Here is a 20,365-nt window from a genome sequence, read left to right as displayed (position 1 = left end):
ACCTACAAAAAGAATAAATAGATATTTCACACCTATCCTCCTGAGGCAGGAGGAGACATAGTAACTGAAGTGTTATACGAGTCTACGGCTTAACCTCAATTTGTTTAAATTTAAAAGTACCCGTATTCCAACACCAACAACTTAAGAGAAATTCAGATTCAACGCGACTTTTATACTTTTTTGTACATAGCTCTAATTTATGGAATATCTTATCCGAGGCAACTTCTTCTTTCTGCTGAAAAACAAAAACCTTATACTTTGAGTCTGACTGAAGTAACTTATTATAATCGTAGATAAGACCACTGAATTTCATATCAGAGAGTTCAATTTCCATTGCAAGACAAACGCCAATAAAATTATTTTCTGAATCATATTCCCGCCAAATTAGGTCATACAACCACTCTCTGGCTTTTCTGTCATTGCTAGATCTTGGCTTTATACCTTCAATTAGTCTTCCATTATCGGTAAATATTTTCTTAATATCCTGATTCTTTGTTTTATTTTTCCAAGGCTGACGTTTTGTATTTTTTAACTGAGTATTTTTTCTTTCTATAGCTTTAGTTCCCAGCTCGTTCAACCAGCATTTAAAGTCTTCAATCATAATAATTAAATCCCTGGGTGCCATAGTATTTATTCCAAAAAAAATCTTGGAACTTTCCCATATGCCTCGTAAATTTCATCAAAGCTCATAGAGTCGTTTAAGATTCATCGGGAATGTTGTTGCAAAACCGCCAGTTTGAGCAGGCCGGCAATTGACAGGGAATCGGTAATTCTCCCATCCATGGCCATTTCAATCGCTTGTTGCAACGGCAGTTTATACACTTCGATGTCTTCACACTCTTCCAGTTGTTGTCGGCCCGGCGATAAATTAGTTGCGACGAAAACTTTACCGTACTCATCGGTCACTGAGTTGGAGGTGTGTATTTCCAGTAATTCCTGCCAGTCGGAGGCACGTAGCCCAACTTCTTCTTCCAGTTCGCGCTTCGCAGCCTCAAGCATATCTTCGTCCAGCGGTGCGCCGCCCTCGGGTATTTCCCAAGTGGCCTGCTCCAAGGGATAGCGGGTCTGCCGGACCAGCCAGGTATTGCCGCCGTCATCAATCGGGATGACACCGACCGCGCGATTTTTGAAATGCACCACGCCATATATGCCAGTACCACCCCCTGGCGTGATGACAGTCTGATGAGAGACCTCTATCCAGGGATTTTCATAACGGGTTTCCTGACTCAGACACTGCCAGTTGCCGATACGCTTTACAGTCATTTTGGTTCTCCGGGTAACAACGGCGTTATTGTGTCGAATACTCCGACTGAAAAACAGTCTCTTCCCGATAACTATCTGAACCGTATTTGCAGCGATTGCACTTGCTAAATCGATAATCTGTCTATACTGAAAAAATCGGTACGGTTACGCCGGTATCCTTCATCATTATGCAGTTGGTTGAGACACAGCGGCGCATGTACTTCACAAGTGTGTAAGATGCAGGATTTCAGTTATGTTCAATAACCTTCGATTAGGTACACGACTAGGTATCGGTTTTGGCGTACTGACTCTTGGTATGGTCATCATCGCCGGATTTGGCATTCTGGAAATGTGGCATTTCAATAGTCAGGTGTCCAGGGTTGTCAATACTTATACACCCGCCCAGGGTTTTTTGCTCAACGCCGACAGGGATCTCCAACAGGCGCTGGTTGCGGAGCGCAGCATGCTGGTTCTGCCAGCCGGCAGCGAAGACTTTCTGGCGCAGCAGACTGCCCACAGCGAAAATATCCAACAAGCCCATGACCGGGTGGAAAAGTATGCCAACCTGGTTACCAGCGAGCGCTCCAACGAACTGGTCGCAAAATATCGCCAATACCAATCGCAATGGTCTGAAACTTCCAGCAACCTGGTCGATCAACTCGCCGCGAGTTCTGACAACTTTACCCGCCAGGTGCTGATCAAACAAAGTCTTGGTCAGGTAGACCAGGAATTCAACACCATGAGAGAGGTGATCGACGAAATCGGCAACGTTCTGACAGAACGCATTCTGCAGGAAGACAAAGCAGCTGGAACAGCTTATATCCGGGCACTCACGCTGATCTCTGCCGCAGGTCTGATTGCAGTGACTATTGCAGTGATTCTGGCCCTCCGTATTACCAAGGGAATACTGAAAGAGTTGGGCGGAGAACCTCGTTATGCTGCGGAAATTACCCGTCGGATCGCCGAAGGTGAACTGGATATGTCTATCCAGCTCAAAGACAACGATCACGACAGTCTGCTGGCGGCGCTAAAAGTGGTCAGTGATAAAATCAAGTTGTTGATCAGTGAAATGAACCACATGTCCCGTGAGCATGATAAAGGCAGTATCGATGTGACCATCAATGCCTCCAAATTTGGTGGCGCTTACAAAACCATGGCCGAAGGTCTCAACAAAATGGTTCAGGGTCATATCATCGACCAGCGTAAGGCGATGACGTGTATCGAAGCCTTCGGTGCCGGTAACATGGATGCAGTATTGGAAAAATTCCCCGGCAAGAAAGTCTTTATCAATACCACGATCGAACAGGTGAGAACCAATATCAAGGCGTTGATCGAGGATACCAATCGTCTGGTGAATGCTGCGGTCGCCGGGGAACTGGATGTACGGGCTGATCTGAAAATCCATCATGGTGATTTTCGGCATATCGTGGAAGGGCTGAATGGCGTCATGGAGGCCTTCACCCAGCCTATCAACGAAATCACCCGAACCATGCAGGCCATTGAAAAAGGAGATCTGACCCAGAACCTTAACGCCAGTCGTTTCCATGGTCGCCTGTTGGATCTGCGTAACGCCATCAACGCCACTATCAGCCAGCTGGCTCAGACCATACAGGAGGTCCGCAGCTCCGCCGATGCTCTGAACAATGCGTCAGTCTCCATCAATTCCACCTCTCAAAGTCTCAGTACCTCAGCCTCCGAACAGGCGTCCAGTGTTGAAGAAACCTCTGCCTCGGTGGAACAGATATCTGCCTCCATTGAACAGAATGCCAGTAACGCCAAAACCACCAACGATATTACCGACCGGCTCATGAAAGAGGCGGAAAAAGGTGGTCAGGCCGTCCAACAAACCATTACCGCCATGCGCGGTATTGCTGAAAAAGTCAGCCTGATCGATGTCATCGCCTATCAGACCAACCTGCTGGCACTGAATGCCACCATTGAGGCTGCCAGAGCCGGAAACCATGGCCGGGGTTTTGCCGTAGTGGCAGGCGAAGTTCGTCGACTGGCGGAACAAAGTCAGGCCGCCGCTCAGGAAATCGGCGATGCCGCACAGAGCAGCGTGGACCTGTCAGAGATGGCCGGTAAATTGTTCGAGGACATTATTCCCACCATACGACAAACCTCAGAACTGGTCCGTGATGTTTCAGTCGCCTCATCGCAGCAGGCCACCGGTGCCAGACAGATCAACATTACTATGGAGCAGTTGAGCAGAATCACTGAGGAAAACGCCAGCGCTTCAGAAGAGCTCGCTGCTGCTGCAGAAGAAATGAGCGGGCAATCTCAGTATCTGCGGCAACTGATGGCATTTTTCAAAATGCCGGCGGCCTGACAAATATCGCGATCTCTCTGTCGCGAAACAGGATCGGGAGAGTCGAGGCCTTGTGCCCCGATGCCCGGTTCCTCAATTTGTTAGTATGGTGCATATAAGATCTTTATCCTGATGTTGGACGAGATGACAAAACAGCCCATTACAGACCCAAAATCATCTATAAAAATTACTATCACTTTCTACCCACCCGATTGCCATACACTATAATCGGACTATAATTATTGCTCTCCGCTGTTCACCAGTAGACTGGACTACGATGTATCCATGCCCCATAGAGCTCATTTGTTTTCCTTGCGGGTTGCTCATGCATTCAGAGATGCCTGCATCACCGAAAAGTACTCTTCCCAACGATTGATCAAAGATACGCTGGCCGGCATTACGGTCGGTATCATTGCCATTCCGCTGTCAATGGCGCTGGCCATCGCCAGTGGTGTACCGCCACAACACGGTTTATATACGGCGATTATTGCCGGCTTTATTATTGCCTTGACTGGAGGTTCGCGTTTCAGCATTTCCGGGCCAACGGCCGCATTTGTGGTGATTCTGGCACCGATTGCCCACAGCCAGGGACTCTCTGGATTATTGATGGCATCGGTAATGTCGGGGGTACTGCTGCTGATCATGGCGTACATGCGCCTCGGGCGGTTTATCGAATACATCCCTGAATCCGTCACCCTTGGGTTTACCGGCGGCATTGCCGTCTCCATCGCCACGCTGCAATTAAAGGATTTTTTCGGCCTGACCACCGGCCCAATGCCTGAACACTATCTGGAAAAAGTGGTCACCCTGGCTCAGGCACTGCCAACCACCCACTGGCCCAGTCTGCTGGTTGCGTCCTTGACCCTGGTCACCATGATTCTCTGGCCGCGACTGAAAATTGCCATACCCGCCCATTTGCCAGCAGCTATTCTCAGCAGCCTGTTTGCGCTGGCACTGAATCATTACCAACTGGAAGTAGACACCATCGGCTCCCGGTTCAGTTATCTGCTTCCCAATGGTGATACCGGTTTTGGCATTCCACCCTATTTACCCACATTTGAGTGGCCCTGGTTACAGGCTGGAGCAGAGGGTCACAGCAGCGGTCTCAGTTTTGCCCGGATTATTGAATTGCTACCGTCAGCATTCGCCATTGCCATGCTGGGCGCGATTGAATCCCTGTTGTGTGCAGTGGTACTGGATGGCATGACAGGACGACGCCACAGCGCCAACAGCGAATTACTCGGCCAGGGCATCGGTAACATCATAGCCCCTTTCTTTGGGGGCATTACGGCTACCGCCGCCATCGCCCGTTCGGCCGCCAATGTCAGGGCCGGCTCCACATCACCGGTGTCAGCCATGCTTCATGCCATCGTGGTACTGCTGGGTTTGGTATCACTGGCGCCCATGCTGGCCTATCTGCCGATGCCTGCCATGGCTGCCCTGCTGGTCATGGTTGCCTGGAACATGAGCGAGGCGCACAAATCCAAACATCTGATCAAGACTGCCACTCGCAGCGATATCTGGGTTTTTCTGACCTGTTTTTCACTGACCGTGATGTTCGATATGGTCATTGCCATTACCACCGGGATATTGCTGGCAGCCTTGTTGTTCATGAAAGAAATCGCCGACATGACCAAAGTCACGGAGATTACCGATAACAAGCGCCTGATCAATGATCCACTGCCAGAAGGCTGGAGGGTGTATAAAATCAACGGCCCGCTGTTTTTTGCCCCGGCCGAACGTATCTTCGGGGAGCTGGCCTTACTGTCAGAAAATGCCAGAGGCATTATCATTTATCTCGATGGCGTTCCGATTCTGGATGCCGGCGGGGTTTCTGCCATGAATAAACTGATCGAAAAATTCAGGCGAGATCAGGGTTGTGTCTGGTTTGCTGATTTTCAGTTTCAACCGCTAAAAACCCTGGCAAGGGCAAAAGTGAAACCCATTGAGGGAACCAGTCGCTATTTTTCCACCCTGCAGGATGCACTCACCGAACTCAATCAGATCAACTCTTAAATTCGTACCAGAGTACCTGCCCACAATACCGTCAGGTACTCTGTTATTTTTCTGACCAACCCTTCAATTTATCTGACACCTGATGGAGTTTTAACGACGATGAGCCATTGGTCGGTCTTTTAAAATTATTCTAAAACTATCAGAACAGGTGATTATCGCAGGCAACGGATCAGGCATCTTCCTGGTCACAAATTCTTTGATGGAAAATATAAGTGTTAGATCACATATAATGTCGGCCACCAGCAGGTTATTTACTTTGTTACAAAGTGTTAATCCTTGAACTCCTTATCAATTTCAGTTGATTTACCGCATATCTATGCCAGTCAGATCACACTTCACCATATAGTAGGATGGGCAATATTTTTTTTTTCGGCTAATTTTCAAAACTCACTTAGCTTCTACAGATATCCAACCTGATATTTTTAACAAAGCTTGAGTGAGCAACATTGATAATCAATAACAAAAAAAGATGTGTCTGGACTCATCGCAGTGCTTTTGGTTCAACATTATCGATGTTCCACAAAATTCAATCGGATAAATAAGCAAACGAAAAATAACTAAAAACAGTTACAAGTACTCTATAAAACCTGGATGTCTCTGTAACCGGTTACATGAAACGTAGTTGCCTTTTATTAACGGCAGTAGGGCACTGGAACGATTCCAGCAGTATTCGAGTAGCAAAGAAGGAGACGTAAACGAGCAAAGTGATTTAGTGACTATTGAGGATCACATACATGAGTAAAGCGAATAAACCAACAAGAACGCTTTACAGGGATGTAAAATGCGCTGGTACCCTGCTGGGTCTCAGTGTTGCAATCGCAGCCATTTCACAAGGTGCACAAGCGAGCTGTACCTATGAAGTCGCCAACCAGTGGAACTCTGGTTTCACGGCTACGATCACCATCACCAACGATACCGGCAGCGTTCTAAACGGCTGGGCTGTCGATTGGCAATACAGCGGTTCAAACCGCGTCGGTTTTGCCTGGAATGCCAACCTTTCCGGCAGCAACCCTTACACAGCCACCAGCCTGTCCTGGAACGGCACACTCCAACCTGGCCAAAGCGCCTCCTTCGGTTTCCAAGGCACATCCAATGGCAGCGCAGAAACACCAACCGTGACCGGTGCTGCGTGTGGTACCACTGATGGTGGTGACGGCGGTGATGGTGGAGATGGCGGTGACGGCGGTGATGGTGGAGACGGAGGATCTACCGGAGATGGCGTATTCCGCGTCGATGAAACCGGCAACATCACCAAAGACGGCGAAGTCAAACCCGTACAGTGTGGCGCCTGGTTTGGTCTGGAAGGACGTCATGAACCTTCTGACGATCCGGATAATCCAAGCGGTGCACCGATGGAACTGTATGTTGGTAACACCTTCTGGGCCAACAACAACCAGGGCACTGGCCGCACCATCCAACAGACTATGGATGAAATCAAAGCCAAAGGCATTAATACCATTCGTGTGCCGATTGCCCCACAAACACTGAAAACGGATGACCCTCAAGGTGTGAGTGCGGTCTTCAAAAACCACTACTCCGTCAGATCCGAAAATTCCCGTCAGGCGCTGGAAGACTTTATCAAACTGGCCGATACAAACGGACTTGATGTCATTCTCGATATTCACTCCTGTTCTAACTACGTTGGCTGGCGTGCCGGTCGCCTTGATGCGAGCCCTCCATTTACCGACAAAGACCGTGATAACTACGACTTCCTCCGGGAAGACTATTCCTGTGGCACAGGTGGTCCTGATGTTACCATTCACCCATACAACGAAGAGCTCTGGCTGGATAACCTGCGTGAACTGGCTGGATTCTCAGAACAACTGGGTGTCAACAACATTCTCGGTATCGACATCTTCAACGAGCCATGGGATTACACCTGGGCAGAGTGGAAAACGCTGGCAGAACACGCCTATGCCGCGATCAACGAAGTCAACCCGAACGTCCTGATCTTCGTAGAAGGTATTGGCAGCAAAACCTCTGATGGTACTCAGATTCCTAATGGTGATCCGGATCTTAACCCGAACTGGGGCGAAAACCTCTTCAGTATGGGAGATGATCCTCTGGACATTCCTAAAGAACGTCTGGTGCTGTCACCACACATCTACGGTCCTTCTGTTGCGGTACAACCACAATTCATGGATCCGGCACAACCAGAGTGTGAAGGCCTTGAAGGGGATGCAGCCGGTGATGCGAAATGTAATATCGTGATCAACCCGCCACTGCTCAGACAAGGTTGGGAAGAACACTTCGGTTACCTGAGAGACCAAGGCTATGCCCTGGTGGTCGGTGAGTTTGGTGGCCACCTGGATTGGCCGAATGACGCTGCCATCCGCGATCAGAACCGTTGGGCCCATATCACTCCTGGAGTTGACAGAGAATGGCAGAATGCCGCTGTGGACTACATGATTGATAGAGGCATTCAAGCCTGTTACTGGGGTATCAACCCTGAATCAGGCGATACTGGCGGTCTTTATGAGCATGCTTACGATCCAAGAACCAACACTGCAGGTTGGGGCGAATGGGTAGGCTTCCAGGAAGAGAAATGGAACTTGCTGGAACGTTTGTGGGGTAACTAATCTCTACAGCAACGCTTAAAACCATAAAAACGGGGCATTGATTGCCCCGTTTTTTTATCTCCAGACCATCCAGCCAATAAATCGTCCTGACCAGGAACAGAAACGGCCTGAAAGCCAGTCATCCTCCTGGCTGGTGTAGTGTCCTGAATAAAACCTATAAAAAAGCACCTCAAGAGGTTCACAGCAAGGTGCAGCTCGCAGGCAATGGCCACTCCCTTGTCAAGGGCTGGAACAAAGCAGTGGGCGTCTTGAGGGCTTCTCGAAGAGTGGGACGCCGTTTGCTGAACTTAACGTAGAATTGCAAAGTGAATTCGGCGGCCCATTTAAATATGCGTTTTATTTGAGACACGACACCAGGTTCAAGTGCTCGTAAAAGCATCCTGTCCGGGATCGGTAAATATCACCTTGAGTGTGTACTCTTTGGTGCTGTCACTTTCTGGCTTGCCCGGCGGAGGTGGTACAAATATCGCGGGCATCTGCACTTCTACCGTCAGTTCTATTTCAGTGGAAACAAGCAGCAGATTTTTCCCGGCACGGGCATTTTCCGCAACCGTTTTCAAGGTGAATGATTTGCCTTTTATCATCCCCTGTGTTGTTACATAAGGCGGACACGTGTAATTACTGACATAACCTTCAACCCAGTTCTGAATATCATTTTCAATCAGGGCAGCCTTCCCCTTCACGTTGATAACTGTTTGCGCACCACCTTGGACAACATCTTTAAGCCTGGTAACCGTCATAACAGGATTTACGGGTGAAAGAGAAACTTTCGCACCACCCACACTGACCTGCGCCATATTAAACACTCCCGGTTAAGCTATTGAGCGCCATGGTTAAAAAGATATCACGATAACCTAATGACATTACTGAACCTCCTCTGCGGTATATACCTTGACCGTCTCAGTGACTTCCACTCTGCGCCGGTTCTGGTAAGTAAACCGTTGTTCCCGGCTACCGGTAACCCTGATCCTGGCACCAGGCATGAGTAATACTTCCTCTTCAGCCCTTTGCAAAGAAAAATCGCTGATGTCTTTTCCTTTATGCCCGCGCAATTGCAGCTCCAAAAGCACCCTGGTCGTACCGGCACCGGTTTCAATCGCAGTTTCAGCAAACTGTAAAGCCAGATTCCGGTTCCGGGAAAAACTGACGAAACTGTTAAAGGTATATTCTTTCTGACGATAACCACCCCAGGGGATATAGCCACCGTTCACAGGACCTTCGGCTTCCCCCCGATAAACCATTTCCTCACTGGATGGCAGGTTGTCCAGCGCATCTTTGGCCATGCTGGCCTGCAGCAATAACTCTGGATAGATTTCCTCAACAAAGTTGGCCACTTCTCTGGTGATTCGGTTGGTTGCCTTGGTTCGCTGAGTCGCATTTGTCATGGTATTCAGATAATTATGCTGGACGTTCAAACAGTTTAGTTCTTCCGGGAATTCAACTGCCTGACCAGCCCCTCGCAAGGCGACCATGCGGTTAATAATTTGCCGTAATCTCCATTTTATTACAGCGCCCGGTGCATACCGGTGTTTCATCTCCATCACGGTATTGATCAGCCGATGCATACCGCCACTATAGACGCCCAGCGCCGTTCCAAACGCGCGATTGAATGAAACCCGTCTTCCCTGTCCGTCATCACGCTGGGCACGGTCATACGTCCTGCGGTAGTGCGAGGCAAACCTTTCGGTGGTACGAAATCTGGGCAGATGAGGGCCGGCTGGAGGATCGATCCACTCATTCGTGTCACGATTATGCACAGGCTGATTGTTCGGCAGATCACGACTGGCCAGATTCCAATACACTTCTTCATGAGGGAACATATTCTCATGACCAACCTGAGTTCTTAATTCCTGCGTTGTTAAAGGCGCAATATTCATGTACATGGCAATGGGGTCAGTCAAACTTTTCTGCTCACCGGGTCCGGTTACGCCGGCAAGCTGCGCGCCCCTTAAAATTTCATACAGCGAATGATCCTCTGTGGGAAGCATCCAGCCCATCAACGCCAGACGAAAATCCACCGCCTGCGGCTGGGCATTTAAAAATTGATAGGCTTTCAGCATTCGGGTGGTGGTACCCGATACTCCGGCAATGACCGGCATTCGCAACTGATCATGAACCTTTTTATACCAACGGCTGTCAGGGCTGATTTCAAACCTTGATTTGCCGGATTGCCACGGCAGCGCCAGGTCTCTGGTTCGTTCTCTGCGGATGTCGGTTTGACGTTTGAAAGGCAGATAGTCACCTATGTTCCGGCGGGTATCGACCCCCTGAAAGGTGTACTTCAGCTCTGTATTTGAAAGAGGAACACCCAGCTCTTCCATAGCGCGCGGAGTATATGGCTCAACGACATTTCCCTGGCGATTCTGCCGGCTCCATTGGCTGACAGCGACCCCGGAATCAGCCGCCTGCATGGATAAATTACCCAACGCAAATACATCTCTGTCGAATGTATAACTCATATCGGCAAACCCGACACTCCCGATCGCTCTCAACAGGCTTCTGACTACCGGGCGGAGAGCTCCAATATTCAGAAAGTTACGATAGAAATTATTCTGACGAGCAAGCTCTTTGGCCTTTAATCCAAGACTGTCAATCAGGCTATCCTGACGGTCAAAAATGATTTCATGCAGGATGGCTTTAAACCCTCGTCTTAAATCATTACCGTAGCCGGCACCATAATAAGCAGCATTGTAAAAGGCCGTCATTCTTTCCCGCAAATTACCCTGATGAAGCACTTTGAGCATTTCCTTGTAGTCCAGTTCGATTCCCACCTGTCCACTGCTTTCCGGTTCATCTCTGAAAAAGACTTCCTTCATCAGTTCTGGCCGATTCAGCTCATTGCTGTAACGCGCAGAGACCACCTGTTCCATTCGGTTAATGGCTGCATTCAGTGCCGCGTTTGCACGCGGATGCCTGGCACTATATGCACCCAGGCGTCTTTCATATGCCCCTGCAACAGTAAACCAACTGCGTGAATATCTCGGGTGACGCAACAACAGATCATAAGACTTTGGAGTCTCGCCCTTGCGCTGTACAACCGCAGGACCACGGGTTGTTACCAAATTAACCTGTCGATGGGCAGAAGTCGTCTGATGGCTCATTTGCAAGGCTCTTGCTCCCATCTCGTCGGCCTCCCGTTCCAGTCCATTGTCGTTGTTCACTGCCGTTTTGCCTTTCATCTGCAGCATGGGTTTTACCCGTCCCTGCTTTTGCTGAACGACGTGCCAGGCTTCGTGCGGCAAGTGACGTTCCTGTCCGGGGGCCAGATGAATCTGATTGCCAAACGCAAATGCATGCGCCTGATACTGAGCGGGTTGTACCGAATTGTAATGAACTCTCACATCATCCATTGAATAACCGGATAATTGCTCTATACCGGCTTTAAGACGATTCGGCAGACCGGTACGATGGTCTTGCGATGCCATAGCGCCGCCCGAGATGCCGGCTTGATGACCGACGGCCTGCTTGAATTGCATGGCTGGAGCCCCTTGACAGGCGGAGATCGCAACACCGCCGTTACCAGATGGGGTGCTGGTACTGACGGTTTGTTTCGGCTGCGGGGCCAAACGGGTTGTGGTGCTTTGTTGATTCGTCTGTGCTAGATACATGAAATCACCTGATCCTTTAACGTTGCCCGGTTTTTCTGTCTGACTCAGTAATGACCTGCGGCTCACCACCATTGACGGTCACCCAGACATCCGAGGGCGGCGACTGCTCATCAGTGCTACCTGGATTCGGCGGTTGGGGTGCTTGATCGGCACCGATATCCGCCAACCGGTTTTCTCCCATGCGCAACTTCTGTTCCCAGGTAATGGCCCATAATGCCAGTCGACTGATGGGATCGTTACCACCGTACAAATCCGCCGCCCGCGACAGAACCGCTGTTCCCAGACGCCAGTCCCGGGTGTGCGGTGTGAAGTTATTCGTCAAACCATGCACATCGGCACTTTCTATCGCCGTGGCAGGAAATGCCTCAGCCATCCCCCAACGCTGTGCACTGGCACTCATGTGAGTCAGTAATCTGCTGAGCAAATCCTGGGCGACTCGTTCGCGCTCGACAGCATTTGCGATACCATCAGCCTCGCCTGGTTGATCAACCACCAGAAGATACATCACCAGCTGCAGAGTAATATCGCTCTGACCGGTTTCCACACGGATGATTTCCCCATTTCCCACATGAGCCACAAATATACCTGGGGTGTTCTTATGGACTTCCACCAGTTCTGTGGTTTCGATATATCCGGGCAGGACCACGCAGGTTTTCAGCTCGGGGAAATGTTTTTTCAAATCAACAACGATGCTGTCGAGTAATGTTTGTATGCTGACCATAATGTATATCCAAGAGTTATCATCTACCGGCATCATTAAGAAACCTGAAAAAACAGCCGGTCTTTCAGAGGTGCTTTACCAATCCTGCACCAGACTTTCATCCAACGCCTTTTCTGTTTTCAAATACTCCTGTCGCGCGGCAGTGAGTAAATGCTGCATACTGATAGCCTGTTCCTCATTGGCCGCAACAAATGCCGCATGCAGGGTAATATTCCGTATTGAACCGCCCGCCAGGGACAATCGCGCCAGTTTGTCATAATCAATATCCTGTTTCGGTGCGGCAGCCGGTAGCATGGACTGCCAGAGTTGCTTGCGTTCCACCGCAGTTGGAAACGGAAACGGGATGATAAAACGCAGACGACGGGTGAACGCAGTATCCATAGCACTACGCAGATTCGTGGTGAGAATGGAAATACCGGCATAGGCTTCCATCCGCTGTAACAGAAAACTGACACCCATATTGGCATACCGGTCTTTGGCTTCCTGTACCTGAGAGCGTTTGCCAAACAGGGCATCGGCTTCATCGAATAACAACACCGCGCCACTGTTTTCTGCGGCCCGGAAAATTGCATCGAGCTTCTTCTCGGTTTCGCCAATGTATTTATCGATCACAACACTCAGATCAATATGATAGAGATCGACATTCAACACACTCGCCAGCACTCTCGCCGCCATGGTCTTGCCGGTACCACTGCTGCCGCAGAACAAAGCACAGATTCCCAAACCGTAAGCACCTGGGCCGGCAAACTGCCACTGCTGATACACTTTATGACGTTGTTGTGCCTGTGCCACGATGGCCTGTAAATTCTGTTTTTCCCGCTCTGGCAATATCAGGTCATTCCAATCGAGCGGTCTGGGCGTGATGATCTGCGCCAATCCATGCAGGTGTTGCTGAGCCTGCTCCCGGCTGTGAGACCATAGTTTCTGTGGCAACGAAACCGGACTGTACGTCTCCGCTTCAGTATGTACCTCCATCGCAACCCGACGAGCGATCATTTCCACCTGTTCAGCACTGAAACGATACTGTGTACTGATACTTTGAATGGCGTCATCAACCGGGTCATTGATGTTTGCGTGAGTCTTCAGATTCAAACGTTCATACAAATGACCATGCCATAACTGCCGTTGTCGCTCTCTATCAGGTAACTCCACCGTATGGTAATAAACCGTGACTCCGGTAAGTTGTATCTTTTCTGTCCCACAGAGAATACAGGCACCCGGCAGATCCTGAATCAGCCGTACCAGCCAGCGACTCAGAACGTGCCGTTCAGATGCATGCGTCTGTTGCTCGAAGAGCCGCTGGCAATCCAGCAGACACAACGCCTGTCGGGCGATCAGTTCGCGCTCGATCAGCTGCAGCATATGCTCTTGTTCCTGCGTAGTGGCGGGTAGATGAAAAAGACTGAACCGAAAAACCTCGCACCGCTCGATCCGGGCGAGTCCGGCAACACATTCAACGGTTTCAGCAAAACTACCGGCCTGCAACTGCAATGCCGTCTGTTGAACACGACCGCTCGTCAATATACGGGACAACGATTCAACTTGTTGTGTTGTCCCGTCAGATAACGAACTCCGTTCGGTGTCTATCCGTTCCAATACAGCGGACACAGACGAATCAATAATGGGAGTGCCGGTCAGGTAGAACAACAACCATTCATTCAGAACCAGGGAACGTTGCAGCAATACAGGCGTATCATTTTCGATATTCAATAACTGAAAAAGCCTTAGTGGCGCCTGCGGTGCCAATACCCCACAATGACCATCACCCAGGCGCAGGGCGACATCCATGTTCGGCAGTGGTTTACCGTTCAGTTGCTGATAAAGACGGGCTATTTCCGGATCAAGTTCTGTTGCCAGGCACATTAAAATCAGACGACGTTCAAACGCGGACAGAGCAAATAATTCGCAAATCCGGTTCAATAAAACAGAATCGGCAGCCGTATCTTTTAAAACAGATAAATACCGTATATTTTCATATCCAGCCGGCGCGGACCCGGACTGACACAAGGACTGTAAAACACGCTTTAGATCGGCTATTTCGCTGAGCATTGACTGATAACTTTCCTGCAGCCAATCCGTTTTGTGCTCATAGGAGGGAACGCTCATAGTGGTTAGCTCCGTGATTGCCCGTTAGCAGGATAGGGTTCCTGACATGCTTCGAGACTGGTCAGAAAGCCGCTGCTACTCAGGCTATGAGTGACGGTTTTCACGGTATAGTCACCATCGACTCCGGTACGTAGAGAAGATAACGAAATTCTACCGGCTGCCGTGATGTCAGCGTTGCCCAGTACAGAGAGACTCAGTGTCTGGTCCTGGCGGTTCAGTTCATGAAACCTGGCTTTTGCGGCTGCTGCAGCTTCCTCCCTGGAAGCAAACACATGCGGCAGACGCAGCAGATTGTCGTCTTGTGCCGGCGTACCCGAGGGAAACATTTCTTCACGCTCACAGGCACCAATCAAATCCCGCCAACTCGCACAAACATAAGTATAATTCTGCTGTCGACTGAAATTTTTGGTCCATTGAATAATGTCATGGCGAGCAATACTAACCGGCTTCATCGGTACTCCACTGGCCGAAGTTCCCTGGCCTTTTTTCATGAACAACAGGTTGCGCCCCATAACTTTAAACACACCATCGTGGAGCGCGGCCAGACCGGTCAAAAAAGCACCATTGGATTCTTTCTGCTGGTTGATATTGTCAACGTCCACGGTGTCATATTCTTTGCTGACTTTGGCAGTCAACCCATGTTCTCTGGCAATCTGCTGAACCAGGCCTGACAAAGTCATTCGACTCCAGGTGCGACTGAGGTCTCGATTCAACAGACTGGAAGTGGCGGAGATAGTCATGGTTCTGCCATTACCGGATTCATTCAGGCTGAGATGGTTTACCAGATACTCACCCATGTTAATCAGGTTAGGTTCATAACCCAGATGCAAAGTGATCACCGTCTCTTGTTGCAGATCAGGCAAAAAAATACCGCTGCCTCTCCAGGTAGGTCGATCATCCAACGTTAATGACAACTGATCACTCACAAAACCGCTGTGCTGAACCAGTTGAATAGCAACCAGCCGGTCCATAAATTCCTTGCGTGCCCACGTTCCGTTTACCTTCAGACTGAAACCCGGAACATTTACACCAAGCAGTTGAGCGCTTACTAATCCCATATTTTAACACTCGTATCCTGTTCCACCGACGTTTCCAGATCGGGTAGCAAAATACTCAACCCGGCTGGCAGACTCAGTGGATAATCCGCCAGCCCGGGGTTAGCCTGTAACACCCGCTCCACCGTACCGGGAATAATCAGGTCGCTACCCGGCCCCAACAGAAACCCGTTTTCCAGCAACTGTGGCTCCGTCAGCAGGCCGGGATCGACGGCCATCGCCGCCGTTCCCAGATTGATTTCCTTGACGTAGTACTGCCAACAGATATTGTCGAGCATGTCACCGGTTTTAGTGTGATAATATTTTGCCATTGTCGTGTCTCTTTGAATGTCGTGATAACTTAAGGAACTACGGAATAATGACCTGCATTACTCTGACGTTTTCGCAGTTATTATTGAGAACCTCTGTTACTTCTAAACAACAGCATCAAATCTTCGTTATAACGTTTCAGACTGATGCTGAATTCAATTTTTTTCGGTATCCCATCGGCAAAAAAGACACTTTTTGTTTCCTGAACATTTTCAATAATCCAGCGCCCATACACAAAACCGTTACCATCCAGCAATGGCATTGCCACTCCGATTCCGGCAGTCAGGCGTACCAGCGACAACTGCCTGATACCGCCTTTATACTGTGGATAGATGGTACCGTTCAGGTTGATACTGTCCTCGCCCGGGCCAATATACTGGCGCGCAGGACCGCCGATTCCGAGATGCTTCAGCAACCGATGCCCCAGGCGCGCCTGAGATGCCCACTGGTATGACGTGCTGTGCTGCAGTTGCTCATAAGCGCCGGTATCGATGGAAAATACTACCGGTCCCAATAACATCATCATCGTCTGATCTCCCTTTTGTCAGTTGCATCAACCACCTGCGGATTAACCACAATCTGTAATGCGATATTGTTCATTTCAGCGCTCCGTAATAGCTGGGCGGCAAAGGCCTGGGCGGCTGCGACTGCATTGCCTGCTGGAGCATTGTCGCCATTGAATTAACTGCCTGTTCGAGCTGGCGAACTGACTGACTCTGCTGTCGGTTCGCATGCTGTAGCTGCTGCTCAAGTGCTTGTAACTGCGCCTGATTGTCTGAGTGGTGCTGTTTATCATTGGCCACCAGAGCGGCAATATTCTGTTGTATTCGTATGCTGTCGTAAGGCATCGAAGTCGAGGGCTTTTGGGCCTGAAAGTTATCCGTATCGAGGTGCATCCGCGACAGCTCCGATATTCTTTCAGCGGTCATCACTGACACACCAATCAGTTGTTCAATGTGATTTTTTTTACCCTCAGAGATCACACCGGAGGTAACAGGAAATACACTTTTCACATGACTGCCAGTCACTAAAAATCCCCGTCGAGGTAACAAAGTGCTCTCTTTGGGATTATTAACAGGATGATCATAACCATTATCATGATCACCTGGTTTTCCTGTAAACAGCACTGGCTTCTCTGTCACGGAACTGTCTGGCTGATTCCGCCACGTCAACGTTTTAGAAAAATGACGATGGACATTACGACTTTCAGACTGCTGGATCGTCTGCTCAAAGAGAGTATTGGCGTAGACAGAAGTATGAACCTGCGTATTGAAGAATTGCTTGATAGCCGTTGACTTCTTGACGATAGTCCGATTGTCGGTCTTGCCCGGATTTGACAGTACATTGTGGGTGACTGTTTCAATGGAACGATCAGGCAGCAGCCATTCGTAAGGTAATACATAGTTCTGATAACGTCGTGAGGAAGTCCATTTTGGCAGGGTAATGGTCCGCCATATTTTTTTAATTCCCAACCGGTCTGAACGCAACAGACCATCCGGCATTTTCAAATTCCGACCAGACCGAGCATTCATGACGGCTGAAGCTGCAAAACAGACCTTCAGACGCTCAGTGGGACATAACAAACCACGCAGCCGTCCAGGTATCTTGTGATCAGCATTTTTATTATCGTTCATGACATTACCTGTATTGGTTACCGTTTGTCGGCGTCTGCAAGCAATCGCCGTCCAGTCTCCAGCCACTCCAGCAACTCTTCTTCTTCCAGATCCAGCAACTCATTCAAACCCCAACCACTGCGCTGAGCCAGTACAAAAACGGCTTCACGCAAACGGCGAGGTTCTAGGATAAAAAACCGGCCAGACACTCCTGCAATTTTCCGTAATCTGCAAGATCGAGCAGTTCAATATGCTGGGGTGCCATTTCACACAGATTGGCGATCAGACGAATTTCCTTCTCCGTTTCACTGCCGCTGGCTTTTTCTGCCACCAGACGGTCACGCACCAACGGCCGGCGCATGACGAGATGATCAATCTCCATACCATCGGCAGTTATTGGATAATCCAGCCGTATGGTTTCGGCTGTGGCCTGTCGGTTTTGGACCGCAGGGTTTTGTAAGCTGATTTCGGAGTTCAACATGTTATGTTTCCTCTCACTGTTAATTTAAGGCAACTCCGAAGAATTACCTGCATCAAAACTATTCCTGTTTTTCAGATGCCCCTTAGATAAAACCATCAGATCCTTTCGGTATCTGGTTTTTTCCGGCAATTTTCCGTTCGCGGTTATCCACATCGATTTCAATCAGGGTTTCCTGGTTTAACTCAAGACGGTAATAGCGCAAAGATAAATGTAACCGCAGCTGGGTCTGCTGACCTGGTTGCCATTGCCCCATGTCGAGTTCAGTAATGCTGCCACTGGCATTGATTTTCAGCGGCATCACCTGATCCTCATCACTCAATGCTCCTCTGATTTCCAAAGGCAACAATTCAACACTGCCGTTGCTCGCACCGAAGTAATTGATCACCCGCATATCTGCATGTGGAATACCAAAGCGGCGAATCAGTTCTGCATCGTATTCCGACAGAATCAGTTCGCACTCCATGGGCTCCATTCCCATATCAATCTTAACCCCGGTGTCCAGTCCTCCCAGACGATACTCTTCGGTGCGTAGTGTGAGCTTCGGCAACGTGATCTGCTGGATACGCCCGGCATAACCCTGACCTGCTATAAACAGGTTAAAATTCTTTAACACTTTAGGAACCAGCATTTTTTCATCCTGCAGAAACGTTCGTTATGGGTTAACCACTTGCTCATCCGTTTGGTTACAAACCAATAGCTCCACGCAGATCCGCCAATTGATCCTTACCATTAATTGTGCGTACCATGTTTTTCACGTCCACCTCAATCAATTCTTCTGAGCCCATGGTCAACTTGTAATAGCTCACGCCAACGCTGACGTTCAGTGATGCTTTTTCACCGGATTTCCAGGATCCCATTTCCAGTCCCTTCCAGAAGCCCGTGAGATTAATGATCACAGGCATAATGCTGCCATCGTTGTCTAAAGCACCACGCAGCGCCAGAGAAACACTGGAACCATCGCGCAGGCCAAAACGTTTGATAACTTCACTGTTGTACTCGCTAAGAGAAAAACTGCACTCCAGTTTTTCCATACCCATATCCATGCCTATCGGTGCATCCATGCCACCATTATAGATATCGATCGTTTTCAGATTGAGTTTGGGCAGTGTCACTTCTTCTACCAAACCGGCAAAACCGAAACCATCAACAAATAAATTAAAACCTTTTAAGACCTTAGGAATGATCATGCGAAAATCTCCTCTAAATAATCATTGACCAGACTGCTGCGAAATGTAATGTGCTCGGCCGGATAGGGAGGCGTAAAATCAAAGTCGATATATACTTTGCCCTGAGCAATATTTTCCGGCGTATTCAGATCAGGATCCGCAAAACATTTACCATCGATGATTGCACCGATGCTTTTCAGATAACGCAGATAGCTGTTAACACTCTCAGTCACATTGTCGATATAGGTTTTGGTGATGTTCTGATCGACCGCATGCAGGTGCGCACGTAACAGCGAGTCGTTAATCAGATCGGCGGTACGACGAACGCTGATAAAAGCGAATTTTGGGTCGGACGAACAGGAACGATTACCCCACAACCGATAACCATTTTGATGGATGATGGTAGCGACCTGCTTTTCATTCAGACGGTTAGCGGTGGCAAGACTGTCACCCAGTGAAAAGTCAATGCCTCTTGAGGTTCCGGTAATCCCGGAAATAGTACGGTTGGATGGACTCCACCAGAAGCCACGTTCGTTATCCGACTTGGCAATCACACCGGCTACGCGTGCGGAAGCCGGTTGTAGCGATTCGGTGCCGCTGGCTTCGTCAAACACCCGTACATGTGGATCGACCAGATAGACTCTCGCACTATCGATATTTCCGCGAAAGGTGATTGCTTCTTCATCGCTGCTGTCCGGTCCATCCACAACTGCGATAGCACGTAAGCGATCTGCCACTTCGACCATCGTATCGACCACTCCGGGTTGCTGGCAAAATCCCGGCGCAATCAATATACGTGGCGTCATATGCACTCTGCTTTCTGCAGCGAGCAATCTGCGCAAACCCTGGTCGATATCCGGTGACTCATCGCTGTCCGGGTCATTGATGTTTATCACCACCACCATAGCCCCACCCTGATCGAAAATCGCATCCAACACATCCGGAATGGTGCTGCTACCATCATTACTTCCAAATATTTCGATAGCATCCTTACGAGATCCCGAGATCAAGACCGGTTCATTCACCGGACCTTGTGCTGCGGTTCCCACCAGACCAATGACCGAAGAAGCCACATTGGTAATCGGCCGCGGCCCACCCTGCAGCTCTACAACTTCCACACCATGCAAAAAAGCCATAACATTCTCCTGTGTTAAAACATTC

The 20,365-nt window shown here is 49.3% G+C and carries 18 protein-coding genes; 3 read left to right on the top strand and 15 right to left on the bottom strand.

Going from position 1 to position 20,365, the window contains the following annotated elements; translation table 11 throughout:
* Positions 1-82: 82 nt before the first annotated feature.
* Together YC6258_RS05255 and YC6258_RS05250 are read right to left on the bottom strand one after the other, a co-directional pair.
* Positions 83-601: a hypothetical protein gene (locus YC6258_RS05255; protein ID WP_144407566.1), complete on the bottom strand. Its 519-nt coding sequence runs from the start codon at positions 599-601 to the stop codon at positions 83-85.
* A gap of 104 nt (positions 602-705) precedes the next feature.
* Complete coding sequence (locus YC6258_RS05250) at positions 706-1,263, bottom strand: NUDIX domain-containing protein (protein ID WP_044616102.1); 558 nt, start codon at positions 1,261-1,263, stop codon at positions 706-708.
* Between the two features lie 232 nt (positions 1,264-1,495).
* Between YC6258_RS05250 and YC6258_RS05245 the strand changes: the two genes are divergently transcribed.
* The 3 genes from YC6258_RS05245 (at position 1,496) to YC6258_RS05235 (ending at position 8,145) form a co-directional block, all read left to right on the top strand.
* Positions 1,496-3,571: a methyl-accepting chemotaxis protein gene (locus YC6258_RS05245; RefSeq protein ID WP_044619757.1), complete on the top strand. Its 2,076-nt coding sequence runs from the start codon at positions 1,496-1,498 to the stop codon at positions 3,569-3,571.
* A 264-nt stretch (positions 3,572-3,835) separates the two neighbouring features.
* The gene (gene dauA, locus YC6258_RS05240) at positions 3,836-5,566 is read left to right on the top strand and encodes a C4-dicarboxylic acid transporter DauA (RefSeq protein ID WP_044616101.1); all 1,731 of its coding nucleotides are present in this window, start codon (positions 3,836-3,838) and stop codon (positions 5,564-5,566) included.
* A gap of 734 nt (positions 5,567-6,300) precedes the next feature.
* Entirely contained in the window at positions 6,301-8,145 is a 1,845-nt protein-coding gene (locus YC6258_RS05235) for a cellulase family glycosylhydrolase (protein WP_082070569.1), read from the top strand.
* A 359-nt stretch (positions 8,146-8,504) separates the two neighbouring features.
* Here the strand turns inward: YC6258_RS05235 and YC6258_RS05230 are convergent, their stop codons facing one another.
* The 13 genes from YC6258_RS05230 to YC6258_RS05175 form a co-directional block, all read right to left on the bottom strand.
* Positions 8,505-8,942, bottom strand: coding sequence for a hypothetical protein (locus YC6258_RS05230; protein WP_044616100.1), 438 nt, complete (start codon positions 8,940-8,942; stop codon positions 8,505-8,507).
* Positions 8,943-9,008: 66 nt separating this feature from the next.
* Positions 9,009-11,753: an eCIS core domain-containing protein gene (locus YC6258_RS27045; protein ID WP_052830076.1), complete on the bottom strand. Its 2,745-nt coding sequence runs from the start codon at positions 11,751-11,753 to the stop codon at positions 9,009-9,011.
* Positions 11,754-11,769: 16 nt separating this feature from the next.
* Positions 11,770-12,474, bottom strand: a complete 705-nt coding sequence (locus YC6258_RS05220; protein WP_144407565.1) for a hypothetical protein — start codon at positions 12,472-12,474, stop codon at positions 11,770-11,772.
* Positions 12,475-12,549: 75 nt separating this feature from the next.
* Positions 12,550-14,580 (bottom strand): ATP-binding protein, encoded by a 2,031-nt coding sequence (locus YC6258_RS05215; RefSeq protein WP_044616098.1) that lies wholly within the window; start codon positions 14,578-14,580, stop codon positions 12,550-12,552.
* Positions 14,581-14,585: 5 nt separating this feature from the next.
* Positions 14,586-15,638, bottom strand: a complete 1,053-nt coding sequence (locus YC6258_RS05210) for a phage late control D family protein (protein ID WP_044616097.1) — start codon at positions 15,636-15,638, stop codon at positions 14,586-14,588.
* Positions 15,629-15,946 (bottom strand): tail protein X, encoded by a 318-nt coding sequence (locus YC6258_RS27040; RefSeq protein ID WP_052830075.1) that lies wholly within the window; start codon positions 15,944-15,946, stop codon positions 15,629-15,631. The genes YC6258_RS05210 and YC6258_RS27040 overlap by 10 nt, the downstream gene beginning before the upstream one ends.
* Before the next feature lie 80 nt (positions 15,947-16,026).
* Complete coding sequence (locus YC6258_RS05200; protein ID WP_044616096.1) at positions 16,027-16,470, bottom strand: phage tail protein; 444 nt, start codon at positions 16,468-16,470, stop codon at positions 16,027-16,029.
* Between the two features lie 70 nt (positions 16,471-16,540).
* The gene (locus YC6258_RS05195) at positions 16,541-17,578 is read right to left on the bottom strand and encodes a hypothetical protein (protein WP_044616095.1); all 1,038 of its coding nucleotides are present in this window, start codon (positions 17,576-17,578) and stop codon (positions 16,541-16,543) included.
* A gap of 17 nt (positions 17,579-17,595) precedes the next feature.
* A complete protein-coding gene (locus tag YC6258_RS31140; protein ID WP_281176326.1) occupies positions 17,596-17,730 on the bottom strand; it encodes a hypothetical protein in 135 nt (44 codons plus the stop codon).
* 11 nt (positions 17,731-17,741) lie between these two features.
* Positions 17,742-18,038, bottom strand: a complete 297-nt coding sequence (locus YC6258_RS05190) for a phage tail assembly protein (RefSeq protein ID WP_044616094.1) — start codon at positions 18,036-18,038, stop codon at positions 17,742-17,744.
* A gap of 82 nt (positions 18,039-18,120) precedes the next feature.
* On the bottom strand, positions 18,121-18,666 hold the full coding sequence (locus YC6258_RS05185; RefSeq protein ID WP_052830074.1) for a phage major tail tube protein: 546 nt from the start codon (positions 18,664-18,666) through the stop codon (positions 18,121-18,123).
* Between the two features lie 55 nt (positions 18,667-18,721).
* Positions 18,722-19,225, bottom strand: coding sequence for a phage major tail tube protein (locus tag YC6258_RS05180; protein WP_211264626.1), 504 nt, complete (start codon positions 19,223-19,225; stop codon positions 18,722-18,724).
* On the bottom strand, positions 19,222-20,340 hold the full coding sequence (locus tag YC6258_RS05175; RefSeq protein ID WP_044616093.1) for a phage tail sheath subtilisin-like domain-containing protein: 1,119 nt from the start codon (positions 20,338-20,340) through the stop codon (positions 19,222-19,224). Before YC6258_RS05175 ends, YC6258_RS05180 begins: the two co-directional genes overlap by 4 nt.
* Positions 20,341-20,365 lie beyond the last annotated feature (25 nt).

The organism is Gynuella sunshinyii YC6258, assembly GCF_000940805.1.
Classification (GTDB): Bacteria; Pseudomonadota; Gammaproteobacteria; order Pseudomonadales; family Natronospirillaceae; genus Gynuella; species Gynuella sunshinyii.
The sequence above is the reverse complement of the archived record's forward strand: the minus strand, read 5'-3'. Positions and strand labels throughout refer to the sequence as shown.